23 protein-coding genes are annotated in these 24750 nt (G+C 71.8%); 3 read left to right on the top strand and 20 right to left on the bottom strand.

Translation table 11 applies throughout. From position 1 onward, the window contains the following. The first annotated feature begins 177 nt into the window (after positions 1 to 177). On the top strand, positions 178 to 975 hold the full coding sequence (locus ACFV20_RS10630; RefSeq protein ID WP_385654863.1) for a tyrosine-protein phosphatase: 798 nt from the start codon (positions 178 to 180) through the stop codon (positions 973 to 975). Between the two features lie 16 nt (positions 976 to 991). On the opposite strand, the gene ACFV20_RS10625 is transcribed toward ACFV20_RS10630, so the two are convergent. The 20 genes from ACFV20_RS10625 to ACFV20_RS10530 all read right to left on the bottom strand — a co-directional run bounded on the left by ACFV20_RS10625 (position 992) and on the right by ACFV20_RS10530 (position 22410). Beyond that, a complete protein-coding gene (locus tag ACFV20_RS10625) occupies positions 992 to 1111 on the bottom strand; it encodes a DUF6126 family protein (protein ID WP_234846817.1) in 120 nt (39 codons plus the stop codon). Next, positions 1108 to 1755 carry a helix-turn-helix domain-containing protein gene (locus ACFV20_RS10620; RefSeq protein WP_385654859.1) on the bottom strand — a complete coding sequence of 216 codons (648 nt, stop codon included), beginning with the start codon at positions 1753 to 1755 and terminating at the stop codon, positions 1108 to 1110. Before ACFV20_RS10620 ends, ACFV20_RS10625 begins: the two co-directional genes overlap by 4 nt. Before the next feature lie 75 nt (positions 1756 to 1830). After that, positions 1831 to 3246: an aspartate aminotransferase family protein gene (locus tag ACFV20_RS10615; RefSeq protein WP_385654856.1), complete on the bottom strand. Its 1416-nt coding sequence runs from the start codon at positions 3244 to 3246 to the stop codon at positions 1831 to 1833. Continuing rightward, positions 3243 to 5138, bottom strand: coding sequence for a 1-deoxy-D-xylulose-5-phosphate synthase (dxs, locus tag ACFV20_RS10610; protein WP_385654854.1), 1896 nt, complete (start codon positions 5136 to 5138; stop codon positions 3243 to 3245). Before dxs ends, ACFV20_RS10615 begins: the two co-directional genes overlap by 4 nt. Before the next feature lie 29 nt (positions 5139 to 5167). Beyond that, positions 5168 to 6325 carry a flavodoxin-dependent (E)-4-hydroxy-3-methylbut-2-enyl-diphosphate synthase gene (ispG, locus tag ACFV20_RS10605; RefSeq protein WP_385654851.1) on the bottom strand — a complete coding sequence of 386 codons (1158 nt, stop codon included), beginning with the start codon at positions 6323 to 6325 and terminating at the stop codon, positions 5168 to 5170. A gap of 4 nt (positions 6326 to 6329) precedes the next feature. Then, positions 6330 to 7352: an adenosyl-hopene transferase HpnH gene (gene hpnH / locus ACFV20_RS10600; protein ID WP_031107330.1), complete on the bottom strand. Its 1023-nt coding sequence runs from the start codon at positions 7350 to 7352 to the stop codon at positions 6330 to 6332. Positions 7353 to 7357: 5 nt separating this feature from the next. Continuing rightward, positions 7358 to 7999: a 1-hydroxy-2-methyl-2-butenyl 4-diphosphate reductase gene (locus ACFV20_RS10595; RefSeq protein ID WP_385654847.1), complete on the bottom strand. Its 642-nt coding sequence runs from the start codon at positions 7997 to 7999 to the stop codon at positions 7358 to 7360. Continuing rightward, positions 7999 to 10191 (bottom strand): squalene--hopene cyclase, encoded by a 2193-nt coding sequence (shc, locus tag ACFV20_RS10590; RefSeq protein WP_385654845.1) that lies wholly within the window; start codon positions 10189 to 10191, stop codon positions 7999 to 8001. The genes ACFV20_RS10595 and shc overlap by 1 nt, the downstream gene beginning before the upstream one ends. A 122-nt stretch (positions 10192 to 10313) precedes the next feature. Next, positions 10314 to 11381 carry a polyprenyl synthetase family protein gene (locus ACFV20_RS10585; RefSeq protein ID WP_385654842.1) on the bottom strand — a complete coding sequence of 356 codons (1068 nt, stop codon included), beginning with the start codon at positions 11379 to 11381 and terminating at the stop codon, positions 10314 to 10316. A 65-nt stretch (positions 11382 to 11446) separates the two neighbouring features. Then, positions 11447 to 12859, bottom strand: coding sequence for a hydroxysqualene dehydroxylase HpnE (hpnE, locus tag ACFV20_RS10580; RefSeq protein WP_385654839.1), 1413 nt, complete (start codon positions 12857 to 12859; stop codon positions 11447 to 11449). After that, positions 12856 to 13011, bottom strand: a complete 156-nt coding sequence (locus ACFV20_RS10575) for a DUF6380 family protein (protein ID WP_385654837.1) — start codon at positions 13009 to 13011, stop codon at positions 12856 to 12858. Before ACFV20_RS10575 ends, hpnE begins: the two co-directional genes overlap by 4 nt. A gap of 134 nt (positions 13012 to 13145) precedes the next feature. Further along, positions 13146 to 14096, bottom strand: coding sequence for a presqualene diphosphate synthase HpnD (gene hpnD / locus ACFV20_RS10570; RefSeq protein ID WP_385654836.1), 951 nt, complete (start codon positions 14094 to 14096; stop codon positions 13146 to 13148). Further along, on the bottom strand, positions 14093 to 14995 hold the full coding sequence (gene hpnC / locus ACFV20_RS10565; RefSeq protein ID WP_385654834.1) for a squalene synthase HpnC: 903 nt from the start codon (positions 14993 to 14995) through the stop codon (positions 14093 to 14095). Before hpnC ends, hpnD begins: the two co-directional genes overlap by 4 nt. Before the next feature lie 360 nt (positions 14996 to 15355). After that, positions 15356 to 16135 (bottom strand): ABC transporter ATP-binding protein, encoded by a 780-nt coding sequence (locus ACFV20_RS10560; protein WP_385654832.1) that lies wholly within the window; start codon positions 16133 to 16135, stop codon positions 15356 to 15358. Then, positions 16128 to 17057 carry an ABC transporter permease gene (locus tag ACFV20_RS10555; RefSeq protein WP_385654829.1) on the bottom strand — a complete coding sequence of 310 codons (930 nt, stop codon included), beginning with the start codon at positions 17055 to 17057 and terminating at the stop codon, positions 16128 to 16130. The genes ACFV20_RS10560 and ACFV20_RS10555 overlap by 8 nt, the downstream gene beginning before the upstream one ends. Before the next feature lie 105 nt (positions 17058 to 17162). After that, a complete protein-coding gene (locus tag ACFV20_RS10550; protein WP_385654828.1) occupies positions 17163 to 18035 on the bottom strand; it encodes a glycosyltransferase family 2 protein in 873 nt (290 codons plus the stop codon). Between the two features lie 5 nt (positions 18036 to 18040). Then, positions 18041 to 18820 (bottom strand): CDP-alcohol phosphatidyltransferase family protein, encoded by a 780-nt coding sequence (locus tag ACFV20_RS10545; RefSeq protein WP_385654826.1) that lies wholly within the window; start codon positions 18818 to 18820, stop codon positions 18041 to 18043. Further along, entirely contained in the window at positions 18798 to 19859 is a 1062-nt protein-coding gene (locus tag ACFV20_RS10540; protein WP_385654823.1) for an iron-containing alcohol dehydrogenase family protein, read from the bottom strand. Before ACFV20_RS10540 ends, ACFV20_RS10545 begins: the two co-directional genes overlap by 23 nt. Continuing rightward, entirely contained in the window at positions 19847 to 20599 is a 753-nt protein-coding gene (locus tag ACFV20_RS10535) for a sugar phosphate nucleotidyltransferase (protein ID WP_385654821.1), read from the bottom strand. The genes ACFV20_RS10540 and ACFV20_RS10535 overlap by 13 nt, the downstream gene beginning before the upstream one ends. Beyond that, on the bottom strand, positions 20596 to 22410 hold the full coding sequence (locus ACFV20_RS10530; protein ID WP_385654818.1) for a DUF5941 domain-containing protein: 1815 nt from the start codon (positions 22408 to 22410) through the stop codon (positions 20596 to 20598). Before ACFV20_RS10530 ends, ACFV20_RS10535 begins: the two co-directional genes overlap by 4 nt. Before the next feature lie 278 nt (positions 22411 to 22688). Here ACFV20_RS10530 and galE point away from each other — a divergent pair, with 278 nt between their 5' ends. Together galE and ACFV20_RS10520 are read left to right on the top strand one after the other, a co-directional pair. Then, a complete protein-coding gene (gene galE, locus ACFV20_RS10525) occupies positions 22689 to 23678 on the top strand; it encodes a UDP-glucose 4-epimerase GalE (protein ID WP_385654816.1) in 990 nt (329 codons plus the stop codon). Positions 23679 to 23806: 128 nt separating this feature from the next. Next, entirely contained in the window at positions 23807 to 24745 is a 939-nt protein-coding gene (locus tag ACFV20_RS10520; RefSeq protein ID WP_385654814.1) for a cation diffusion facilitator family transporter, read from the top strand. The last annotated feature ends 5 nt before the right edge of the window (positions 24746 to 24750 follow it).

Raw genomic sequence — 24750 nt, 5'->3', positions numbered from 1 at the left:
TGCCCTCACAGACTCGAACAAGCCCGACCAGGTGCGACCAGGCGGCAACATCATCGAGTGCCGTGGGGGCTCCGGGCAACGCCTGTGGACAACTCATTGCCCCAGGCAGGCATGTCGTATCGTCGTGTGACGCCCGTCGACGAGCCGCGCCGGCGGCGCCGAAGGGGAGGAGCCCTCGTGACACAGCAGGTCCCGTCGACCGAGCCCGAGCTGGCCGGAGTGCGCAACTTCCGCGATGTGGGCGGACTTCCGACCGTCGACGGGCGGCGGGTGCGCCAGGGCGTGCTGTTCCGCAGCGGCCACCTCGCCCACGCGACCGGGGAGGACGCCGCGTTCCTGACCGGTCTGGGCCTGCACACGATCTTCGACTTCCGCAACGCGGCCGACCAGAAGCTGGAAGGGCCGGACGTCGAGCTGCCCGGCGTGCGCAATGTGAACCTGCCGCTGAGCGACCCCGCCGACGGCGCCGAGTTCTGGAAGATGGTGCGCGACGGCGACCTGGACCAGCTGCGCGAGATCCTCGCCGACGGCAAGGGCGCGGGCCGCATGATCGCCTCGTACCGCACGATCATCAAGCACCGCACCGGCGAGCACTCCCGGGTGCTGCATGCGCTCGCGCAGGACAGCGTGCCCGCGCTCATGCACTGCGCGGCGGGCAAGGACCGCGCGGGCCTGTCGATCGCCGTGACGCTGCTCGCCGTGGGGGTCGAGCGCGAGGCGATCGTCGAGGACTACCTGAAGTCGAACGCCAAGCACCGCCGCTACAAGGTGCACCGCTCCAGCTCCGCCGCCTCGGCCTACTCCCCCGAGGTCATGGAGCTGCTCAGCCCCCTGTTCGACGCGCGTGCCGAGTACCTGACGGCGGCCTTCGACACCATCGAGGAGACCTGGGGAGGCGTCGACAGCTACCTGGAGAAGGGCCTCGGTCTCTCCGCGCAGACGCGGGAGCGACTGCGCGAGCGGCTCCTCGACTGAGCCGCGCGGGCGGGGGCTACTTCGCCCCGACCTCGAACAGCAGGTACACGAAGGCGGCGAAGATGTGCCCGGCGATGAGGTAGACGAACAGCCTCACCCACAGGGCCCGGGGGAACTTCTCCTCCAAGTTGCTCATGTCATGTCTCCGGGGTCGGAGCCCAGGCACAGGGCGGCCGTGGGGCTCTGCAGCAGGGTGTGGACGAAAAGCAGGTCGACGCCGTCGTGGTCCTCGGCGGCGATCCGGTGCGGGGTGAGCGAGTCGAAGTGGGCGCTGTCGCCGGCCGCGAGCCGGTGGGTGGCGTCCCCGAGGCGCAGCCGCAGCCGGCCGCGCAGCACGTGGAGCCACTCCTCTCCGGGATGGACCCGCACGATGTCGCCCTGGGAGCCGTGCGGGACGTGGACGCGCAGGGCCTGCATCCCGCGGCCGGGGGCGCCGGCCTGCCAGTAGGTCCAGCCGCCCGCCGCGGTCGCTTCCATGTCGGCGGCGCGGATGACGGCGTCCCGTTCGGCTACCGTCTCGCCGAGCAGTTCGGAGACCGTCGTACCGTAGATGCGGGCGAGGGCCAGCAGCATCGGCAGCGAGGGCTGGCGCTGCCCGGTCTCCAGCCGGGAGAGGTGGGCGGGTGACAGCCCGGCGGCACGGGCCGCGGCCTCCAGCGTCAGGGAGGCCTGGCGCCGCAGGGCCCGCAGCCGGGGCGCCACCTCGGAGGGCAGCGCACCGTTCGCCCGGTCGGCCGGCGAGTCGGCCCCTCGGGGCCGCTCGGTCTCGGAGGAGCTCATGCCTCCATTCAGCCGCAGACTTGCCTCAGCGGCAAATTTGTTGCCTCAGAGGCAAACCGCTCGCACCGGTCGGGTTCAGCGGTGGGCCACGGCCTGTTTGACGAGGGTCTTGCCGAAGTCCCACACCAGTCCGCCGTCGTGCGCGTCGTCCATGACGGCCGTGAAGGCGTCCACGAACCGGTCGACCTCGCGCTCGCCGATGATCAGCGGTGGGATCAGCTTGATCACCTCCATGTGGTCGCCGGACACCTGGGTGAGGATCCGGTGCCGTTGCAGCAGCGGCACGACGACCATCTGCGCGAAGAGCCCCTTGCGGGCGGCCTGGAGCACGGCCCAGCGGCTGCGCAGCTTCAGGGAGCGGGGCCGTCCGAACTCGATGCCGATCATCAGGCCCCGGCCGCGGACCTCCGCGAGCATCTCGTACCGGTCCGTCAGCGCCGCGAGCCGGGACCTGAGCCGCTCCCCGGTGGCCCGGACATGGGCGACGATCTGCTCGTTCTCCATCACCGACAGCACCGCGAGGCCCGCCGCCATGGCCTGCGCGTTGGACCCGAAGCTCGCCGAGTGGACCAGCACCCGGTCCATCGACGAGTAGACCTTCTTGAAGATCCAGTCCCTGCCGATGGTGGCGCCGACCGGCACATAGCCGCCGGAGAGCGCCTTGGCCACGCACACCAGGTCGGGCTCCACCCCGTCCTCGTGCTGGTAGGCGTAGAAGTCGCCGGTCCGGCCGAGGCCCGTCTGCACCTCGTCGGCGATGAGCAGCGCCTTGTGCCGGCGCAGCAGCTCCTGGGCGGCCCCCAGCCAGCCCGGCGGGCCCGTCAGGACGCCCTTGCCCTGGATCGGCTCCACGATCAGCGCGGCGACGTCGCCCTTCTTCAGCTCCCGTTCCAGCGCGTCGAGGTCGCCGAGCGGTACGGCCGTGTCGGGCAGCAGCGGGGCGAAGCCGTCACGGAAGCCGGACTCGCCGTTGACGGAGAGGGAGCCGGTGGTCAGTCCGTGGAAGGCGTGCGCGCAGTACAGGACCCTGGGCCTGCCCGTGGCGAACCGGGCGAACTTCAGCGCGCCCTCGACGGCCTCGGTGCCGCTGTTGCCGAAGAACACCCGGTCCAGGTGCGGGCTGTGCGCGAGCAGCTTCTCGGCGAGCAGGCCGGGCAGCGGCTGGCAGTCGAACCGGGTGAGATCGGCGAGAGAGGCGTCCAGGACGTCGTGCAGGGCCTTGCGGATCACAGGGTGGTGGCGGCCGAGGCCCATCACCCCGAACCCGGCGAGCATGTCGAGGTAGTCGTTGCCGTCCGCGTCGTAGAAGTAGGCGCCCTCGGCGCGCTCGTAGACCTTGTCGAAGCCGATGGTGTGCAGCATGCGCGGGAGCTGGTGGTTGAGGTACCGGGTGTGCAGCTCGTAGCGCTCGGCTCCGCGTTCGGCCAGCAGCTTGCCGAGGTCGAACTCCCCGGCCTGCGACGACTCCGGCGCGGATTCGGCGGTGGTCATTCCTGTGGCTCCTTGGACAGCTCTTCCTTGACGGCCAGGCTCGCGCCGATCCGTCCGGCGACCTCGACGGGTGTCAGGCCGATGTCGGCGAGCACCTCACCGCGCTTGGCGTGCGCGAGGAACTGCTCGGGGATGCCGAACCGCCGCACGGGTACGTCGACGTCGGCGTCGCCCAGGGCGAGAGCCACCGCGGAGCCGACCCCGGCGGCGCGGCTGTTGTCCTCGACGACGGCGACCAGGCGGTGCCCGGCGGCCAGGCCCGGGAGCGCCGGGTCGACGGGCTTGACCCAGCGGGTGTCGACGACGGTGCAGCCGATGCCGCGGGCTTCGAGCAGCTCGGCGGCCTGGAGGCAGACCGGCGCCATCACGCCGACGGCCACCAGGAGGGCCTGCGGCTCGGGGGAACGGTGCAGCACGTCCAGTCCGCCCACCCGGTCCACCGCCGGGACCGACGGGCCGACGGACTCCTTCGGGAAGCGCACGAGGGTCGGCGCGTCGTCCACGGCGACCGCCTCACGCAACTGGGCGCGCAATTGGTCGGCGTCGCGCGGCGCGGCGATGCGCAGTCCGGGCACGACCTGGAGGACGGACAGGTCCCACATGCCGTTGTGGGAGGCCCCGTCGACGCCGGTGACCCCGGCCCGGTCGAGCACGAAGGTCACTCCGCAGCGGTGCAGGGCCACGTCCATCAACAGCTGGTCGAAGGCACGGTTGAGGAAGGTGGCGTAGACGGCGACGACGGGGTGCAGGCCGCCCGTCGCCAGGCCGGCCGCGGACACGGCCGCGTGCTGCTCGGCGATGCCGACGTCCCACACCCGGTCCGGGAACCGCGCGGCGAAGGCACCGAGACCGACCGGGTGCAGCATGGCGGCGGTGATCGCCACCACGTCGTCCCGTTCCTCGCCGATCCGCACGATCTCCTCGCCGAACACCGAGGTCCAGGAGGGGCCGCCCGACGGGGAGAGCGGTGCGCAGGTCAGCGGGTCCATCACGCCGACGGTGTGGAAGTGGTCCTCCTCGTGGGCGAGGGCGGGCTCGTAGCCGCGGCCCTTCTCCGTGAGGCAGTGCACGAGCACCGGCCCGTGGAAGCGTTTCGCGCGCCGCAGCGCCGACTCCACGGCGCCGGTGTCGTGCCCGTCGATCGGCCCCACGTACTTCAGTCCCAGGTCCTCGAAGAGGCCCTGCGGGGCGAAGGCGTCCTTGAAGCCCTTCTTCGCGCCGTGCAGGGCCTCATAAAGGGTGGTGCCGACCAGGGGCATGCCCTGGAGTACGTCCTTGCCCCAGGCGAGGACCCGCTCGTAGCCGTCGGTGGTGCGCAGCGTGGCGAGGTGGTTGGCGAGGCCGCCGATGGTGGGGGCGTAGGAGCGTTCGTTGTCGTTGACGACGATGATCAGCGGCCGGTCCTTGGCGGCGGCGATGTTGTTGAGCGCCTCCCAGGCCATGCCGCCGGTGAGGGCCCCGTCGCCGATGACCGCGACGACATGGCCCTTCTCGCCCTGCACCTGGCGGGCCTTGGCGAGTCCGTCGGCCCAGCCGAGCGCGGTGGAGGCGTGGCTGTTCTCGATGACGTCGTGCTCGGACTCCTCACGGGAGGGGTAGCCGGACAGGCCGCCCTTGCCGCGCAGTTTGGAGAAGTCCTGGCGGCCGGTGAGCAGTTTGTGGACGTAGCTCTGGTGGCCGGTGTCCCAGAGGATGCGGTCGGCGGGTGACTCGAAGACCCGGTGCAGGGCGATGGTCAGTTCCACCACGCCCAGGTTGGGTCCCAGGTGCCCGCCGGTCCTCGCGACCGCGTGCACCAGGAACTCCCGGATCTCTTCGGCCAGTTCCCCCAGTTCCGCCTCGGACAGCGCCTTCAGGTCGCGTGGTCCCCGGATGGTCTCCAGTATCGTCACGCTCGGGCCCCCTTCGGATTCCGTGCTGTTCAGCTCACGGTGACGGCCGGCTCCCCCGACCCCACGCCGTCCTGCTCCATCTGTTCGGCGATCTTCATCGCCTCTTCGATCAGCGTCTCGACGATCCTGGATTCCGGGACGGTCTTGATGACCTCGCCCTTGACGAAGATCTGCCCCTTGCCGTTGCCGGAGGCGACCCCCAGATCGGCCTCCCGCGCCTCGCCGGGCCCGTTGACCACACACCCCATGACGGCGACCCGCAGCGGCACCTCCATGCCGTCGAGCCCGGCCGTGACCTCCTCGGCGAGCTTGTAGACGTCGACCTGGGCGCGACCGCAGGACGGGCACGACACGATCTCCAGCCGGCGCTCCTTGAGCCCGAGGGACTGCAGGATCTGGAGGCCGACCTTGACCTCCTCGGCCGGCGGCGCGGACAGCGACACGCGGATCGTGTCGCCGATGCCCCGGGACAGCAGCGCCCCGAACGCCACCGCCGACTTGATCGTGCCCTGGAAGGCCGGGCCTGCCTCCGTCACGCCCAGGTGCAACGGGTAGTCGCACTGCTCGGCCAGCTGCCGGTACGCCTCGATCATGACGACCGGATCGTTGTGCTTGACGGAGATCTTGATGTCCCGGAAGCCGTGCTCCTCGAACAGGGACGCCTCCCACAGCGCGCTCTCCACGAGCGCCTCCGGGGTGGCCCTGCCGTACTTCTGGAGCAGGCGCCGGTCCAGCGACCCGGCGTTGACGCCGATGCGGATCGGCGTGCCGTGGTCCTTCGCCGCCTGGGCGATCTCCTTGACCCGGTCGTCGAACTGCTTGATGTTGCCCGGGTTGACGCGGACCGCCGCGCAGCCCGCCTCGATGGCCGCGAACACGTACTTCGGCTGGAAGTGGATGTCCGCGATCACCGGGATCTGCGACTTGCGGGCGATGGTCGCCAGCGCGTCCGCGTCGTCCTGCGTGGGGCAGGCGACCCGGACGATCTGGCAGCCGGACGCGGTCAGCTCCGCGATCTGCTGCAACGTGGAACCGACGTCCGAGGTGCGGGTCGTCGTCATCGACTGCACCGACACCGGGGCCCCGCCCCCCACCGCCACCGGACCGACCTGGATCCGGCGCGAGACGCGCCGCTCGGCGACCGGCCGGGGCGGCACCTCGGGGACGCCCAGCGGAACAGCGGTCATGACATCACTCCCGGTTCCCGGAGACCGTCTCGCGCATGGCGCGCAGCGACTCCTTCAGCGATCCCATGGTGGCGAGGACGGCGGTGGGCTCGTAGCCGCAGTGCGCCATGCAGTTGGCGCAGCGCGGGTCCTTGCCGCGGCCGTACTTGTCCCAGTCGGTGTCCTCGACCAGCTCCCGGTACGTCGGCACGTACCCGTCGCTCATCAGGTAGCAGGGGCGCTGCCAGCCGAAGAGCGAGTAGTTCGGGATCGCCCACGCGGTGCACGGGAAGTCGACCTTGCCCTCCAGGAAGTCCAGGAAGAGCGGCGAGTGGTTGAGCCGCCAGCGCCGCCGGTTGCCGCCGGCGAAGGCCTTCTTGAACAGCTCGCGGGTCTGCTCCACGCCGAGGAAGTGCTCCTGGTCGGGGGCCTTCTCGTAGGCGTAGGCGGGCGAGATCATCATCTCGTCGACCTGGAGGTCGTCGTTGAGGAAGTTCAGCACCTCGATGATCGTCTGCGGGGTGTCGGTGTTGAAGAAGGTCGAGTTGGTGGTGACCCGGAAGCCGCGCCGCTTGGCCTCCTTGATCGCCTCCACGGCCTCGTCGAACACGCCCTCCTTGGCGACGGACTCGTCGTGCCGCTCGCGCAGGCCGTCGATGTGCACCGCGAAGGCGAAGTAGGGCGACGGCGTGAACTTGTCCATCTTCTTGCGCAGCAGCATCGCGTTGGTGCAGAGGAAGACGTACTTGCGCTTGGCCACGAGCTGGCGGACGATCTCGTCGATCTGCGGGTGCATCAGCGGTTCGCCGCCGGCGATGGACACCATCGGGGCGCCGGACTCCATGACCGCCCCCACGGCCTGGGCGACCGGCATCCGCTGCTTGAGCACTCCGGCCGGATGCTGGATCTTGCCGCAGCCCTCGCACTTGAGGTTGCAGGCGAACAGCGGCTCCAGCTCGACGATCAGCGGGAACTTGTCCCGTCGGCGGATCTTCTGTTCAGCCAAGTATGTAGCGACCTTGATGGACTGTCGGAGCGGCATGGCCATCTGGCTCACCTCCTGGGGAGCAGCAAGGAACGGTGCCATTCGAAGAAAGCAGGAAGGACGGAACGAAGAACACGGAAAGCTGATATTCCACCGCGTACCGTGCCGATCCGGACGAGTTCATGTTCAGGAGCGTCCACGACCACCCGGACGGCCGCAACCGGGCGCTCGCCCGCGCGCACGGCGCTCAGGAGCGTGACGGCGGACTCCATGTCGACGGCGATCGCGCCGGTCGCGCGCAGCGCGGCCCGTTCGGGGCCGCGAACGACATGGTCGGAGCCGGTCAGCGGGCCGGTGTGCACCGTGCGCCCGGGGAGCGCACGGGCCAGTTCCTTGACCAGCAGCTCGGTTCCCACGCAGGGGGTCGTGCCGCGCGGATCGCGGGTCTCCTCGGCGACCACCAGATCGCCGGGGTGCATGCCCGGCGCGAGTCCCGCGCAGAAGCCGGTGGCCAGGACGGCGGCGTCGTGCAGGGCCGGGTCGGCCAGCACGCGGGTGACGGCCCGCTCGGCGGCCGCCGGCCCCATGCCCGTCCGCAGCACCGTGACCGGCCCGCCGGCCCCGCCCCGGCCGCCCGCGCGCAGCGCGAACTGCTCGATGCCGAGCGCGCAGGCGATCAGCAGCGGGACCGGAGCGGGCTGGGCGCTCATCAGCTCCCCTCGGCCTCGGCGACAGGCGTGCCGGCGCCGCCCCCGCGGTGTTCGCCGGCCTCGGCGAGCGTCGTGCCGGCGCCGCCCCCGCGGTGTTCGCCGGCCTCGGCGAGCGTCGTGCCGGCGCCGCCCCCGCGGTGTTCGCCGGCCTCGGTGAGCGGCCTGCCGGCCCCGCCACCGCGGTGTTCCCCGGTCCGGCCGCTCCCCCGGAGCCTCTCGGCGAAGGGCTCCCCGTGCAGGTAGCGGCCGAGCGCGGTGAGCGGGAAGACCTGCCGGTAGAGGTGGTAGTTGATCGAGAAGTCCCACGGGAAGCCCGTCCCCGTGAAGTACGGCTCGTCCCAGGAGCCGTCCTCGCGCTGCGTGGCGGCGAGCCACTCGACGCCGCGTGCGACCGCCTTGGAGTCGCGCTCCCCCGCCGCCAGCAGGGCCATCAGCGCCCACGCCGTCTGCGAGGCGGTCGAGGCGCCCTTGCCGCTCCACTCCCGGGCGTACTTGTAGGAGCGCAGGTCCTCGCCCCAGCCGCCGTCGTCGTTCTGGACCGACTCCAGCCAGGCGACCGCCCGCCGGATCGCCGGGTGCGTGCCGGGGAGGCCGGCGGCGGCCAGAGCGGGCACGACGGACCCGGTGCCGTAGACGTAGTTGACGCCCCAGCGCCCGAACCACGAGCCGTCCGGTTCCTGCTCGGCGAGCAGCCACTCGATGCCGCGCCGGGTGCGCGGGTCGTGGGCGAGGCCCTCGACCGCGAGCATCTCGACGACGTGCGCGGTGACGTCGGCGGAGGGCGGGTCGATGACCTCCCCGAAGTCGCAGAACGGCAGCCGGTTCGGGAAGGGACTGGTGTTGTCGACGTCGAACGCGGCCCAGGCGCCGTTCCTCGACTGCATGCCGAGTGTCCAGCGCGTGCCGCGTGCGGCGGCCCTCTCCAGCCGCTCCGGGTCGGGGTGGGCGATCCGGCGCAGCGCGAGGATCACCTCGGCGGTGTCGTCGATGTCGGGGTAGTTGTCGTTGTGGAACTCGAACGCCCAGCCCCCGGGCGGCAGTTGGGGCCGCTGCACGGACCAGTCGCCGGGCCGGACGATCTCCTCGCCCAGCATCCAGTCGGCCGCCTTCACCAACTGCGGGTGATCGGCGGGCAGTCCGGCGTCGACGAGGGCGATCGCGGCCAGGCAGGTGTCCCACACGGGAGACTGGCAGGCCTCGATCATCCGGGCCCCGTCCTCGCGCCACACGGCGAACCGGTCCAGGGACGCCAGCCCCTCGCGCATCACGGGGTGCTCGAGGTCGTAGCCGAGCAGGTGCAGGGCGATGATCGAGTACACGGCCGGGGGCTGGATGCCACCCCAGCAGCCGTCGTTCTCCTGCCGCTCGATGATCCAGCGGGCGGCGCTGTTCATGGCGGCCCTGCGCAGCCGGCGCGGGGCGACCTTCCGCAGGGCGTGCAGGCCCTTGTCCATCCGCTGGAACGCGCCGTCCCAACTGAACGGCGGAGCGAGCGGCTTGGGCGGGTTGGGGTGGGCCGGGTCGGTGTGCAGCTCGTCGAGCGGGAAGGGTGCCGGACGCACCGGCCGCTTCGCGGAGACGATCGTCAGCGGGACGATGGTCTGCCGCGCCCAGCAGCCGAAGTCGTAGATGTTGAGCGGCACCCACTTCGGGAAGAAGACGAGCTCCGGGGGGAGTTCGGGCAGGTCCTCCCACTTCCACCAGCCGAACAGGGCCAGCCAGATCCGGGTGAAGACCCGGGCCGCGGCGATGCCGCCCTGCGCGCGGATCCACGCGGAGGCCTTCGCCATGTGCGGGGCGTCGGGGGCGTCACCGGCCAGGCGGAGGGCGACGTACGCCTCGACGGTGGCGGACAGGTCGCCCGGTCCGCCGTAGAAGGTGGCCCAGGTGCCGTCCTCGCCCTGCTCGCCGCGGATGAAGAGGGCGGCGGCCCGCGTGGTTCCCTCGTCGCGGATGCCGAGGAACTGGCGGAGCAGCAGGTCCTCGGCGTCCATCGTGACGTTGGTCTCGAGGTCGCCCTTCCACCAGCCCTCGGCGTCCTGGAGGGAGAGCAGGAAGTCGGTGGCACGCCGGGCGGCGCGTGCGGCGGCTTCCGGTACCCCGGCCGCCCCGGGGGTGTGCGTGTCGGTGTCGCTGGCCGCGGCGGCTCGGGGTGGCAGGGCCCCGGTGCTTCCGTCGGTCGTCGCTGTCATGGCTTCCCCTTCGTGCAGTGGTGCAAGGTGTGCATCTGCTGTGGGTCCGCCGTCGGCCGGTGCTGCGTGAGGGCTCACGGCACCGGCCGGCGACTACGCGAGAGCTATTCGGCCGATGGTGATCATCTCTTCCGTACGACGACGAAGTCCGCGAGCGCCGTGAACTGCTCCCGCACCCGGTCGGGCATGTCGACGGCGTCGAGGGCCTCGATGGCGATGGTGTGCTGACGGCGGGCCTCGTCGGCGGTCCACTCCCGGCCGCCGGCCTCCTCGATGAGGGCGGCGCGGGCCGCGAACTCCTCCTCGGAGAAGTTCTCGAAGTCGTGGGCCTTGGCGTCGGCGGCGAGGATCTCGCCGAGCCGCTCCGAGGCGGAGCCGCCCGCCGCGAGCGCGGCCACGACCGGCAGGGACTTCTTGCGCTGGCGCAGGTCGCTCCAGGTCTGCTTGCCGGTGGAGACCGGGTCGCCCCAGATGCCGAGCAGGTCGTCGACGGCCTGGAAGGCGAGGCCGAGGTGGTAGCCGTACTTCTCGAGGGTGTCGGCGGTGTGGTCGTCCGCGCCGCCGAGGACCGCGCCGATGGAGCTGGCGCAGGCGAGCAGGGCGCCGGTCTTGTTGCCCTCCATCTCCAGGCACTCCTCGACGCTGACGCGGTCGCGGTGCTCGTAGGAGATGTCCTGGGCCTGACCGTCGATCAGGGCGCGGCTGGCGGTGGTCAGACGGCGGGTGGCGCGCCCGGCCTCGACGGTGCCGAGTTCCAGGAGCACCTCGTTGGCCAGGGCGAACAGGGCATCGCCGACCAGGATGGCCTGGGCGGGGCCGTGCACCTTCCACACCGTGTCGCGGTGGCGGCGCTGCTCGTCGCCGTCCATGAGGTCGTCGTGGAGGAGGGAGAAGTTGTGGACGAGTTCCACGGCGACGGCGCCGGGGACCCCCGTCTCGGGGGCGGCCGACATGACCTCGGCGGAGAGCACCGCGAGCGCGGGGCGCACGGCCTTGCCGCCGTCCCCCTCCGCGGGCCTGCCCTGGGCGTCGATCCAGCCGAAGTGGTAGGCGGCAACAGTGTCCATGGGAGGTGCCAGGCGGTCGACGGCCGCCCGCAGTACCGGAGTGGCCAGGGTCCGGCCGCGCTCGAGCAGCGCGGTCACGTCCACCGCCTCGGCAGTCCTCGAGGCCGGGGGCACAGTGGGCACAGTCTCTCCTCTTGTTGCGGTACCGGGGGTGCGGGGGCCGCCTGCCGCTCCGGCCTGGGCCGGCATCATGCCGCCTCCTCGAACTCGAAGAGGGCGTGCGGACGGGGCCGGCCCAGGGCGCCCAGCACGGCGTCCGCCGCGCTCACACCACTGCGGACCGCACTCTCCATGGTCGCGGGCCACCCGGTGGCGGTCCACGCTCCGGCCAGACAGAGGCCGGATGCCTTGGTGCGGGCGCCGGGCCTGAGGCTTCCGACGCCGGGGGCGGGAGCGAACGTCGCGGTGCGCTCCCGGGTGACGAAGAAGTCCCGTACGGCGGCGCCGCGGGCCAGGGGCAGCAGCCGTTCCAGCTCGGGCAGGTACCGCTCGCGCAGTACGGCCACGGGCTCGTCGATCTCGTCCTGGGCGGCGGACTGGGACACCGCGAGGTACTGCCCCTCGCGCAGGCCGGACGCCTCGGTGCGGTCGAAGACCCACTGCACGGGGCTGCCGAGAGCGGTGAAGAACGGCCGGCCGAGGACCTTGCGGTCGTAGACGACATGGACGTTGAGGATGGGCGCGGTGCCGATCTCCAGCAGCCGCTCGGGTGCGTCGAGGGCGCCCGCGGGCAGCAGATCGTGCGCCTCGCGCTGCGGTACGGCGAGGACCACCGCGTCGGCCTCCAGCGTCTCGCCGGGCACCTGGACGGTCCACTGCCCGTCCCCGGTCCGCGAGACGGAGGTGACGCGGGTGCGCAGTTCGGTGCGGACCCCGGCGGAGTCGAGCGCCTTGCGGGCCAGCCGGTCGTGCAGGTCGCCCAGCGGGACACTCGCCCAGCCGATGTCGGCCGCACCCGGGTCGGACAGCAGACCGGTCTTGAACACCATCGCGGCGAGGGCCAGGGAGGCGTCGGAGGCGACCGCGTTGAGGGTGGCGACCCCGACCAGGTCCCACAGGGCCTCCACGGCACGCGCCGACTGGCCGTGCGCGGCGAGCCAGCTGCCGAAGTCCTGGGCGTCCAGCGCCGGGTCGGTCAGGTCGAGTCCCTTGAGCGCGAGCGCGGCCCGGCCCACCCTGGCGCGGTCGGCGAGCGACAGGTGCGGATAGGAGGCCAGGCTGCGACCCAGGTGCAGCGGCACGGGCAGGGCGTCCCTGCGCAGCCGGCCGAGGCGACGGCCCTCCGGCCGGGCGAGGTCCAGGACGGGGACGTCGAGCCGGTTCTGCAGCGGGGCGAGCGCCGCGCCCTCGATGCGGTCGAGGAACCAGCGGTAGGCGGTGCAGCAGCGCAGGTAGACGTGCTGGCCGTTGTCGACGGTGAGGTCGCCGCGGCGGAAGGAGAAGGCGAGTCCGCCGAGTCGCGGCCTGCCCTCCAGCAGGGTGACGCGCACACCGGCGTCGGCGAGCGCAAGCGCCGTGGTGACACCGGCGAGCCCGCCGCCCACCACGACGGCGTGCCGCGTCTGAGCCGCCGGTCCCCCGGGTCGTGTGCCGTGGGTCATCGCGCGCCCTCCCCCATGGCCGTGGCGTGCCGCTCGAACGGTGCACGACCGGCCGTCTCCGTCAGGGACGCGGCCCCGGGCCGGAGGGTTGCGCGCCGCTTTCCGCCGGTGACGCCTTCGGCCCGCCTCACGCACGCTGCCGTCTGCCTCATGCACGCTGCCGTCTGCCTCACGCCCACGGTCGTCCGCCTCACGCACGCCCGGGTCGCGCGCCGCTGTCCGCCGGTGACGCCTTCGGTCCGCCTCGCGCCCACCGTCGTCCGCCTCACGCACGCTGCCGTCCGCCTCACGCACGCCTCCTGACGGTCCGCCGGGTGACGTGCCGGGCGTCCAGGCCGGACAGGCCGCGCACCGCCACGTAGGCCTTCTCCCGCCCGGGCAGCGAGACGCGGCCGCGCAGCACGGCCTCCGGGTCGCGCTCGATGCGGTCGAGCAGGCGGCGGTAGATGCCCGCCATGGCGGCGACGCAGGCACCGCTGCGCCGGTCGAGCATGGGGAGCAGCCGGTAGCCCTCGGCGAACAGGGCGCGGGCCCGTCGCACTTCGAAGTGCACGAGGCCCGCGAAGTCGGCGCCCTCCGGCGGCCGTGGCCCGCTGAAACCGGCCGAGCAGCCGAACTTGGCGAGGTCGTCGGCGGGCAGGTAGGTCCGCCCGCCCACGGCGTCCTCGCGGACGTCTCTGAGGATGTTGGTGAGCTGGAGCGCGAGCCCGAGCGTGTCGGCGTACTCCGGCGCGCGGTCCACTCCGCGCGCCCCCGGTTCGGTGCCGAAGACGCCGAGCGAGAGCCGCCCGATCGCGCCCGCGACACAGCGGCAGTAGACCTTCAGGTCGTCCCAGGTCTCGTACGTCTCGCCGCGTACGTCCATGAGGACGCCGTCGATGAGCTCGTCCAGGCCGCCCAGCGGGATCGGGAAGGCCCCGGCGGCGTGCGCGAGGGCGACGGCGACGGGGTCGGTGTCGTCCTCGGCGACCCGGTCCTCGCGGATCCGGGTGAGCAGCGCCCGGGTGTCCTCCAGCCGGGCCACCTTGACGTCGTCGTCGAGTGCGCCGTCACCGATGTCGTCGACCCGCCGCGAGAACGCGTACAGCGCGGACATCGCGCGGCGCTGGGGCGTCGGCAGCAGCCGGATGCCGTAGGCGAAGTTCCGCGCCTGGCGTCCGGTGACGGCCTCGCAGTAGCTGTAGGCGGCGAGTACCGGTGCGGACGTGTGTGGTTCCGACTCCACGGCCCGGATCACCCCTCTCCTCGCAGAGTCACGCCCACCTCACGCAGCAACCGGACCTTGCCGGGCCTGGGCGGGCCGGGAAGTACGTCGTATCCGGCGGCGGCGATCGCGTGGACCGCCGCCCTTCCCCCCGCCACGAACCCCGCGAGCAGCAGCTTCAGCCTGCCGTGGACGCTACCCACCAGGGGGGCGCCTTCATTCAGCAGATCCCGGGCCCTTTGCGCTTCGTACGCGATCAGCGCACGCACCGGCGCTCCGGCGGATTCCGTGGCGAGGTCCGCTTCCCGGACGTGGAAACGCTTCATGTCCGTGGCCGGCAGGTACACACGGTCGCGGGCGAGGTCCTCGGCGACGTCCTGGAGGTGCTCGACGATCTGGAGGGCCGTGCAGATCATGTCGGAGCGGCGGACCCGCTCGGGCGTCGAGGTGCCCGTCACCGCGAGCACGAGACGGCCCACGGGGTTGGCGGACAGCTCGCAGTAGGCGAGCAGGTCGTCGTAGGTCTCGTAGCGGCTCACCAGCTGGTCCTGGCGGTTCGCGGCGATCAGGCCGAGGAAGGGCTCGGGGGTCAGCGAGCAGCGGCGTACGGTCGGCTGGAGGCGGCGCAGCAGGGGGTGCCGCGGGGTCGAGTCGAACACCCTGCGCAGGTCTTCCTCGAAGGCGTCGAGCAGCACCAGCCGGTCCTCGGCCTCCTGCGGACGGACGCCGAGCAGGCGGGCGTCGGCGCCGCCGGGGGCGAGGTCGCCGTCGCCGATGTCGTCGACCAGGCGGGCGAAGCCGTAGACGGCCATGAGGTCGGTGCGCCAGGCCCGGGGCAGGAAGAAGGGGGCCACCGGGAAGTTCTCACCGGCGGCCTTGTCGAGCGTGCCGCGCTCCGGATCGAGGGGGCGCGCCGTGCCGGTTCCCGTCACCGCCGACTGCCCGGGGCGGGGACGGCACGTGCTGCGTGGAGCTGGGGAGTTTCCGTAGCCATCGCCGTCACATCTCCCGTTCTACACTGCCGACCCAATACACACTATTTCGGACACGCCGCCCGGCCGTCCGCACGGTGGTCCGACGGGCGGTGTCGCGCATTATCGCCCTGATTGCCGTGTTTCGGGACCGGTACAGCTTACGTTGTACAACGCGACACGGTTCGCCAGGGTGTCCCGCGCATCACGAGAACACACCGATTGGCCCCAAGATTCCTGAGATGGGCCGGAGTTGACGTTTCCTTTGCAGACGCCGGGCCCCGCCGGAGCAGTTCCGTCGGGGCCCTGGCCGAATCCGGACTACTTGCCCGTGAACTTCTCGTACTCCTTGAGCACCTCGTCGGTGGGGCCGTCCATGCGCAGCTCACCGCGCTCCAGCCACAGGACGCGGTTGCAGGTGTCGCGGATGGACTTGTTGTTGTGGCTGACCAGAAACACCGTGCCGGCTTCCTTGCGCAGCTCCCGGATGCGGTCCTCGGAGCGCTTCTGGAACTTGCGGTCGCCGGTCGCCAGGGCCTCGTCGATCATCAGGACGTCATGGTCCTTGGCCGCCGCGATGGAGAAGCGGAGCCGGGCCGCCATGCCGGAGGAGTAGGTGCGCATGGGCAGCGTGATGAAGTCGCCCTTCTCGTTGATGCCGGAGAAGTCGACGATGTCCTGGTAGCGCTCCTTGATCTCCTCGCGGGACATGCCCATGGCGAGGCCGCCCAATATGACGTTGCGTTCGCCGGTGAGGTCGTTCATCAGGGCCGCGTTGACGCCGAGCAGCGAGGGCTGGCCGTCGGTGTAGACCTTGCCCTGCTCGGCGGGGAGCAGCCCGGCGATGGCCCGCAGCAGGGTCGACTTGCCGGAGCCGTTGGAGCCGATCAGGCCGATGGCCTCGCCGCGGTACGCCACGAAGGAGACGCCCCGTACGGCGTGCACCTTGCGCACGCCCCGCTCCTCGCCGCGCTTGAGGATGCGGCTGAGGGCGGCGGTGGCACTGCCCTTGCCGGTCTTTGCGCCGTTGACGCGGTAGACGATGTGCAGGTCGTCCGCGACGACGGTGGGGATGCGTGCGTCCTGCTGCTGCTCAGCCACGGCCGTACCTCTCCTCCGCCTTCCAGAAGTACACGAAGCCGCCCACGGCGAAGAGCACGGCCCAGGCGCCCGCGGCCGCCCAGACGTGGTCGGGCAGGTACTTCGCGCCGTAGTCGTCGATCAGGGCGAAGCGCATCAGGTCCATGTAGATCGCGGCCGGGTTCCACTGCAGGAGGTTCGCGATCCAGGCCGGCTTGTCCTCCAGGAAGATCGGGATGGAGAACATCACTCCCGACGCGTACATCCAGGTCCGCATCACGAACGGCATCAGCTGCGCGAGGTCGGGGGTCTTGGCGCCCGCCCGGGCCATGATCAGCGCGAGGCCGGTGTTGAAGCAGAACTGCAGCACCAGCACCGGCACGATCAGCAGCCAGGACAGATCCGGGTAGTGGCCGAAGCCGATGGTGACGGCGAACAGCACGATCATCGAGAACAGCAGCTGCTGGAGCTGCTGGAGCGCGAAGGAGATCGGCAGGGAGGCGCGCGGGAAGTGCAGGGCGCGGACCAGGCCGAGGTTGCCGGAGATCGCGCGCACGCCCGCCATGACCGAGCTCTGCGTGAAGGTGAACACGAACACGCCCGTGACGAGGAACGGGATGTACACCTCGCGGGGCAGACCCCGGTCGGCCTCCAGGAGCAGGCCGAAGATGAAGAAGTACACGGCCGCGTTCAGCAGCGGCGTCGCCACCTGCCACAGCTGGCCCAGCTTGGCCTGGCTGTACTGCGCGGTCAGCTTCGCCCGGGAGAAGGCGAGGATGAAGTGCCGCCGGTCCCAGAGCTGACGGACGTACTCGGCGAGGGACGGACGGGCGCCGCTCACGGTCAGCCCGTGCTTGGCGGCGAGTTCCCTCGCCGTGAGGCCCTCGTCGGGCGCCGCGGGCGGGGTCACCGCGACCGTGGCGTCGTGCGTTGTCTCACTCACTAGTGGAAACTTTCGTCTTCGAGATGCTCGGCCTGTGCCGGTCCGGCAGGAGCCGGGGCCGGGGTACGCCCCGGGGGTTCCCGGGTGTTCCCGGATACGAGCTTGTCAGATGACGGGGGGCCGGCCCAGCCGGGTCAGCCGCCACACCGTACGCCACTTCATGGGCCTGCGGGGGCCGCACGAGGTGGTCCAGCCCTCGCGGAATCCGCCGAACCAGGCCCGCAGCGCACTGCGGGAGGGACGGCGCACCAGAGTGAGCAGCAGCCATACGCCGAGATAGACCGGGACGAGCGGCGCGGGGAGGTTGCGGCGGGCCAGCCAGACGCGGTTGCGGGCGACCATGCGGTGGTAGACCGCGTGCCGCGAGGGAGCGGTCGTCGGGTGGTAGAGCACCATGTCGGACCGGTAGTCGATCATCCAGCCCGCGTCGAGGGCCCGCCAGGCCAGGTCGGTTTCCTCGTGGGCGTAGAAGAACTCGTCCGGGAGTCCGCCGACGTCGGCGAAGACGCGGGTGCGGACGGCGTTGGCGCCGCCGAGGAAGGTGGTGACGCGCGAGGAGCGCATCGGGTCGGCGGCGCGCAGCCGGGGGACGTGGCGGCGCTGGGTGACGCCGGTCTCGGGGTCGGCTATGCGGAAACTCACGATGCCGAGCTTCGGGTCCGCCTCGAACGCCTTCCGGCACAGCTCGGCGGTGTCGTGGCCCGCGAGCAGGCCGTCGTCGTCGAGGAAGAGCAGGATGTCGACGTCCCGGCCGGAGGGGCCGAAGGCCTCGATGCCGACGTTGCGGCCGCCGGGGATGCCGAGGTTCTCGGACAGTTCGATGGTGCGGACGCCCTCGGGGACGTCCGGGACGGGCGAGCCGTTGCCGACGACGACCACCTCGACCGGGTCGCCGTCCTGCTTGGCGACGGAGTCGAGCAGGGCGCGCAGCTCCTCGGGCCGGTTGCCCATGGTGATGATGACGGCGCCGACCTTCATGCCGCTCACTTCAGCCTGCTGGAGGCGAGGATGGACACGAGGTGCAGCAGGGTCTGCACGAGCGCGATCCCGGCCAGCACCGCCACGCCGAGCCGGGAGAAGAACAGGTCGCCGCGGGCCTGGTCGGCGATCGCCAGGACCAGGATCAGCAGGGACGCCTCGATGCCGAGGATGAGGCGGTGGAACTTCAGGGCGGCGGCGGCCTTGCGGGCCAGCGCCATGCCGGAGGAGCGCATCTCGGCGGCGGTCTCCTGGACCGGCGGCTTGCCGGCCTGGTGCCGGGCGACGCCGACGAGGTCGGTCTCCGCCTTGATCAGGATGGCGCCGAGGGCGGCCAGCGTGCCGAGGAAGGCCCACAGCCAGTCGATGCGGCCGCTGCCCCACAGGTCGGCGGCGCGCAGGCCGAAGCCGGTGAGCACGGCGGCGTCGGTCAGGTAGGCGCCGACGCGGTCCAGGTAGACGCCGTTGAGCGAGTACTGCTTCTTCCAGCGCGCTATCTCGCCGTCGACGCAGTCCAGCAGCAGGTACATCTGGACGCACACCACGCCGAGGACGGCGCCCGCGATCCCCGGCACGAGCAGTGCCGGGGCCGCGAGCACACCGAAGACGGTCATCAGGTACGTGAGCTGGTTGGGCGTGACCCTGGTGTTCACCAGGTAGCGGTCGACCCGCAGGGACACCTCACGCATGTAGAGGCGTCCCATCCAGTGCTCACCGCTGCGCCGGTCCTTCACCCCGGCGGGGTGAACGACGGGGCGTAGTTCAGCTACCGATGGCCTTGACATAGTCGGTGTAGGTGTCCTTGATCTGTTCGGGGTTCAGGTCGAGGTGTTCGAGGATGGTGTAGCGGCCGGGCCGGGTCTCCGGGGCGAACTCGACGGCCTTGACGAACTCGTCCGTCGTGAAGCCGATCTCGTCCGGCAGCACGGGCAGGCCGTGCCGGCGCAGGACCTCCGCCATGTACGCCGACTCCTCGTGCGCCCCGCGCAGCCACATCGCGAAGGCCGCGCCGAGACCGCACTGCTCGCCGTGGGAGGCGGCGCGCTTGGGGAACAGCAGGTCGAAGGCGTGGTTGATCTCGTGGCACGACCCGGAGGCCGGCCGCGAGTCGCCCGAGATCGACATCGCGATGCCGGTGAGGACGAGCGCCTCGGCCAGTACCTGGAGGAAGTCGTTGTCGCCGATTCCGCCCGGGTGCCGGAGCACCGCCTCGCCCGCCTGGCGGGCCATGGCGGCGGCGAGCCCGTCGATCTTCTCGTCCTTGACGCGGTTGGCCAGTTCCCAGTCCGCGACGGCGTTGATGTTGGAGATCGCGTCGCCGATGCCGGCCCGGACGAACCGGGCCGGGGCGTCACGGATGACGTCCAGGTCGATGACGACGGCGATCGGGTTCGGCACACCGTAGGAGCCGCGGCCCGCGTCGTTGTCGAGGGTGGCGACCGGCGAGCACAGGCCGTCGTGCGCGAGGTTCGTGGGCACGGCGACCAGGGGCAGGCCGACGCGTGCCGCGGCGAACTTCGCGCAGTCGATGATCTTCCCGCCGCCGAGACCGACGACCGCGTCGAAGTGGCCGGCCTTTATCTCGCCGGCCAGCCGGACCGCGTCGTCGAGGGTGCCGCCGCCGACCTCGTACCAGGTGGCACCGGGCATGCTCGGCGCGATGCGCTCGCGCAGGCGGGCGCCGGAGCCGCCGCTGACGGCGACGGCGAGGCGGCCGGAGTGCGAGATGCGCTCGTCGGCGAGGACGCACGCCAGGTCGTCGAGGGCACCCGGGCGGATGTCGACGACGAGCGGCGAGGGGATGAGCCGGGTCAGTACTGGCACGCGATCTCCCGTCCGCGGGCGAGGTCGTCGTGGTTGTCGATCTCCACCCACTTGACGTCGCCGATCGGGGCCACGTCGATGCGGAAGCCGCGGTTGACCAGCTCCTGGTAACCGTGCTCGTAGAACTGCTGCGGGTCGGTCTCCCACACGGCCTTGAGGGCGTCGGCCAGCTCGGGGGCGGCGTCGCCCTCGATGAGGGTGACGCCGATGTACTCGCCGGTGGCCTCGGCGGGGTCCATCAGCTTGGTGATCTTCGTCATGCCCTTGGCGGGGTCGACGACGACCTTCATCTCCTCGTCGGCCAGGTGCTTGACCGTGTCCAGGGCGAGGATGATCTTCTTGCCGTCACCGCGGGCGGCCAGCAGCGTCTTCTCGACGGAGACCGGGTGGACGGTGTCGCCGTTGGCGAGGATCACGCCGTCCTTGAGAGCGTCCCGCCCGCACCACAGGGAGTAGGCGTTGTTCCACTCCTCGGCCTTGTCGTTGTCGATGAGGGTGAGCTTGAGGCCGTACTTCTGCTCCAGGGCCTCCTTGCGCGCGTACACGGCCTCCTTGCGGTAGCCGACGATGATCGCGACCTCGGTGAGACCGATCTCGGCGAAGTTGCCGAGGGTCAGGTCGAGGACCGTGGGTTCGCCGTCTATGCCCGCGGGGCCGACCGGCACCAGCGCCTTGGGGAGGCTGTCGGTGTAGGGGCGCAGACGCCGGCCGGCGCCGGCCGCGAGCACGAGGCCGATCATGCGGTTTCTCCTTCATCGTGTACGGCGGATGCGCCGCCCCGGTGGGCGGCCACCCAGAAGCGGATGCTCTCGACGAGCACCACCAGGGCCACGGCCACGGCGAGAACCGTGAGCGCGACCGGGAACTGCGAGGCGGTGAGCAGCGCGGCGAGGACGGTGACGAGCAGCGTCCGCCCTTCCTGCCCTCCGATGGAGCGCACCAGCCAGGCCGGGGGCGCTCCCGCGTCGCCGCGGATGCGGTAGACGGTGTCGTAGTGATGGTAGGCGACCGCGGCCACCAGCCCGAATGCCGCGGGAAGGGCCCCGCCCACGTCCGCCTTGGCCGCCAGGACCAGGACGGTGCCGTACTCGGCGGCGCGCAGGAACGGGGGGACGAGCCAGTCGAGGGCGCCCTTGAGGGGGCGGGCGACGGCGAGGCCGGAGGTCAGGGCGTAGGCGAGGGCCGCGACGAGGGGCCAGGGTCCGCCGAAGTCCGTCAGCGCCGCGGTGAGGACGACGGCAAGGCCACCGAGCAGGGCGATGACGGGGGCGGTGAAGCCGGGCAGCCCGCGGGCGGGCTTCTTGAGCGCCTCCGCGAACCCCTGGGCGAGCGGGCCGCTGTCGGCGAGGTCGGCCAGGGCGGCGGCCGCCCGGTCGGTGCGCCGGGCCTTGCGGGTCAGGGAGCGCAGCACCCGGCCGGCGGTGGTGTACGTCGCGGCGAAGGCGCAGCCGACGAGCAGCGCGTAGAAGGTGATGCGGGGGGTGGTGACCGCCGTGAGCACGGCGATCATCGCCCAGCGCTCGCCGATGGGCAGGACGATCATGCGGCGCACCCACACCGTCCAGCCGACGCTGTCGAGCTTGTCGGAGAGTGCGGCGGTGGGGCTGGTGTTGGCCGTGGCGTCGTGGTTGGCCTCGTTGAAGGAGAAGTCCACGACGTGCCGGCAGGTCTGCAGGACCATGGCGCCGAGGGCGAGGGCCCATACGTCGTCGCCGCCCCGGGCGGCTCCGAGGGCGAGGCCCGCGTAGTAGGCGTACTCCTTGGCCCGGTCGAAGGTGGCGTCGAGCCAGGCGCCGAGCGTGGAGTACTGCAGGGAGTAGCGGGCGAGCTGGCCGTCGGTGCAGTCCAGCACGAAGGACGCGATCAGCAGGACGCCGGCCGCGACGAAGCCGCCGCGGGTGCCGGTGGCCGCGCAGGCCGCCGCTATGAGGGCGGTGATCAGCGATGCGGTGGTGACCTGGTTCGGGGTCAGGCCGCGGCGGGCGCACCAGCGCGCGATGTAGCGGGAGTACGGGCTGATGCAGTAGGTGGTGAAGAAGCCGTCGCGGGCCTTCACGGCCGACTTCAGGCGTACGGCCTCGTCGTCGACGTCCGCGACCGCCTGCCGTGCCTCGTTGCGGGCCTGGGGGTCGGCGGGGACGGCGGCGACGAGACTGCCCAGCTCGGGGCGGTGCACCGCGGTGCCGTCGGCGTCCAGGGCGGTGAGGATGCGGTCGGCGAGGCTGTCGACGAGGGTGGTGCCGCCGCCGGCACTGTTCTCGCGGGCCATCGCCCGGGTCAGCGCCTGGCGGCCCGCGGGCTGGGCGGTGACGGCGCCGGGGATCGCGGCGAGCGGGAACCGGGGGTCGGTGAGGCCGAGGCGCAGCGCGTGGACGTGCCCCACGAAGCGGGCGTCGACCAGCGCGACCCGCTCGTCGCCCGGCACCTCGGCGAGGAGAGTCTCGGCCTCGGCGGCGTCGCTCGCGGTCCGCAGGTCGAACCCGAGGGACCGCAGGTCGGCCTCGATCGACGATCCGGGGACCGGCTGGCCGGTGAGGATGGCGGTCGACAACCGAATTCACTCCCTGGGTACCGGTGCGTCCGCGCCGGTGACGTACATGGTGGGGGCGCCTTCTCCGGTGGCTCCCGGGCGGCATGTCGGCAGAGGCTATCGGATGCCGGGAGGGCCACGTTCACCGCCCGTTCGGCGGATGGATCGACGTGGTTCGCACGAGCCCTTGCCGCGATCATCATCGTGGATCCGGGGCCCGCCCCACAAACCGCGCGCCCTTAAGCGGACAACGGGGACATTGCGCGGGCGGTGTCCGGGGCCGCATAGGGTGGGCGACCATGACGTGGCTGATCACCGGCGGTGCCGGCTATATCGGAGCACATGTGGCCAAGGCCATGACCGAGGCCGGGGAGAGCGTCCTCGCCCTGGACGACCTGTCGGCCGGGGTGCCCGCGCGGCTCCCCGCCGAGGTTCCGCTCGTGCGCGGCTCCTCGCTGGACGGGGACCTGCTGCGGCGTGTCTTCGCCGAGCACGGCGTGACGGGGGTGGTGCACCTCGCGGCGCGCAAGCAGGTCGCCGAGTCCGTCGCGCAGCCCACGCGGTACTACCGGGAGAACGTCGGTGGTCTGGCGACCCTGCTGGACGCGGTCGCCGGGGCCGGGATCGAGCGTTTCGTGTTCTCCTCGTCGGCCGCCGTGTACGGCGACCCGGGCGTGGACCTCATCACGGAGGACACGCCCTGCGCGCCGGTGAACCCGTACGGCGAGACCAAGCTCGCCGGGGAGTGGCTGGTGCGGGCGGCGGGAGAGGCCCACGGGATCTCCACCGTATGTCTGCGCTATTTCAACGTGGCGGGCGCCGCCGCGCCGGAGCTGGCGGACACCGGCGTCTTCAACATCGTCCCGATGGTCTTCGACCGGCTGACACGGGACGAGGCACCCCGGATCTTCGGCGACGACTACCCGACCCCGGACGGCACCTGCGTCCGTGACTACATTCACGTGGCCGACCTGGCCGAGGCCCATCTGGCGGCGGCCCGGCGGCTGGCCGGGGGCGGCGGCAAGGGCGATCTGACGGTCAACATCGGCCGCGGCGAGGGCGTCTCGGTCCGTGAGCTGGTCACGGTCATCGGCGAGGTGACCGGCGACCGCCGGCCCGCGGTCGTCGAGGAGCGCCGCCCCGGGGACGCGCCCCGGGCGGTGGCCTCGGCCGCCCGGGCGGCCGCCGAACTCGGCTGGACGGCCCGGCGCGGGGTGCGCGAGATGACCGAGTCGGCCTGGCGCGGCTGGCTGCTGCACCACGGCTCCCGACGCCTGGACGCGCCCTGACCTGCGCTTCGTTTCCGCAGGTCAGGGCACATGACAACGGTGTTCAGTGCCGCGTTGCAGATACCCCCTCCCCGTAGTTCACTGGGGTGCCCGAGCACGATCAGGCGGACACGGGAGGCTGACTTCTCATGGGGGCTGGGCACGATCACGGGCACGCGCACGGCGCGGCGGCCGGCGGTACGGCGACCTCGGCGTACCGCGGCAGGCTGCGCGTCGCGCTGGCGATCACGCTCGGCATCGTGGTCGTGCAGATCGTCGGCGGTGCTCTCGCCGACTCGCTCGCGCTCGTCGCGGACTCGGCGCACATGGCGACGGACGCCCTGGGCCTCGGCATGGCGCTGCTCGCGATCCACTTCGCGAACCGGCCGCCCAGCGAGCGGGCCACCTTCGGCTACGCCCGGGCCGAGATCCTCGCCGCCTTGGCGAACTGTCTGCTGCTCCTCGGGGCGGGCGGCTACGTCGTGTACGAGTCGGTCCAGCGCTTCATCACCCCGGCGGAGACCGAGGGCCGGCTGGCGCTGCTGTTCGGTGCGATCGGCCTGGTGGCGAACCTGGTGTCGCTGTCGTTGCTGATGCGGGGGCAGAAGGAGAGCCTGAACGTGCGCGGCGCGTTCCTGGAGGTCGCCGCCGACGCCCTGGGGTCGGTCACGGTGATCGTGTCGTCCGTGGTGATCATGCTCACGGGCTGGCAGGCCGCCGACCCGATCGCCTCGCTCGTCATCGCGCTGATGATCGCGCCGCGCACCTGGAAGTTGCTGAGCGAGACGCTGTCCGTGCTGCTGGAGGCCGCTCCCCGGGACGTCGAAATGGCGGAGGTCCGGTCGCACATCCTCGCCACCGACGGGGTGGAGGACGTGCACGACCTGCACGCCTGGACGATCACCTCCGGGATGCCGGTGCTGTCGGCGCACGTCGTGGTCAGCCCGGAGGCCCTGAACGCGATAGGGCACGAGAAGATGCTCCACGAGCTCCAGAGCTGCCTCGGCGATCACTTCGACGTGGAGCACTGCACCTTCCAGCTGGAGCCCAGCGGGCACGCGGAGCACGAGGCGCGGCTGTGTCACTGACGCGG

Source organism: Streptomyces sp. NPDC059696 (assembly GCF_042733745.1).
In the GTDB taxonomy this organism is placed as follows: domain Bacteria; phylum Actinomycetota; class Actinomycetes; order Streptomycetales; family Streptomycetaceae; genus Streptomyces.
This window is presented reverse-complemented; position numbering and strand designations above follow the sequence as displayed.

Excerpts from the sequence above, each read along its gene's own strand:
- ACFV20_RS10625 (WP_234846817.1), bottom strand. The coding sequence starts at position 1,111 with ATGAGCAACTTGGAGGAGAAGTTCCCCCGGGCCCTGTGGGTGAGGCTG.
- ACFV20_RS10620 (WP_385654859.1), bottom strand. The coding sequence starts at position 1,755 with ATGAGCTCCTCCGAGACCGAGCGGCCCCGAGGGGCCGACTCGCCGGCC.
- ACFV20_RS10615 (WP_385654856.1), bottom strand. The coding sequence starts at position 3,246 with ATGACCACCGCCGAATCCGCGCCGGAGTCGTCGCAGGCCGGGGAGTTC.
- ispG (WP_385654851.1), bottom strand. The coding sequence starts at position 6,325 with ATGACCGCTGTTCCGCTGGGCGTCCCCGAGGTGCCGCCCCGGCCGGTC.
- hpnH (WP_031107330.1), bottom strand. The coding sequence starts at position 7,352 with ATGGCCATGCCGCTCCGACAGTCCATCAAGGTCGCTACATACTTGGCT.
- ACFV20_RS10595 (WP_385654847.1), bottom strand. The coding sequence starts at position 7,999 with ATGAGCGCCCAGCCCGCTCCGGTCCCGCTGCTGATCGCCTGCGCGCTC.
- shc (WP_385654845.1), bottom strand. The coding sequence starts at position 10,191 with ATGACAGCGACGACCGACGGAAGCACCGGGGCCCTGCCACCCCGAGCC.
- hpnE (WP_385654839.1), bottom strand. The coding sequence starts at position 12,859 with ATGACCCACGGCACACGACCCGGGGGACCGGCGGCTCAGACGCGGCAC.
- ACFV20_RS10575 (WP_385654837.1), bottom strand. The coding sequence starts at position 13,011 with ATGAGGCAGACGGCAGCGTGCGTGAGGCGGGCCGAAGGCGTCACCGGC.
- ACFV20_RS10550 (WP_385654828.1), bottom strand. The coding sequence starts at position 18,035 with ATGAAGGTCGGCGCCGTCATCATCACCATGGGCAACCGGCCCGAGGAG.
- ACFV20_RS10545 (WP_385654826.1), bottom strand. The coding sequence starts at position 18,820 with ATGTCAAGGCCATCGGTAGCTGAACTACGCCCCGTCGTTCACCCCGCC.
- ACFV20_RS10535 (WP_385654821.1), bottom strand. The coding sequence starts at position 20,599 with ATGATCGGCCTCGTGCTCGCGGCCGGCGCCGGCCGGCGTCTGCGCCCC.
- galE (WP_385654816.1), top strand. The coding sequence starts at position 22,689 with ATGACGTGGCTGATCACCGGCGGTGCCGGCTATATCGGAGCACATGTG.
- ACFV20_RS10520 (WP_385654814.1), top strand. The coding sequence starts at position 23,807 with ATGGGGGCTGGGCACGATCACGGGCACGCGCACGGCGCGGCGGCCGGC.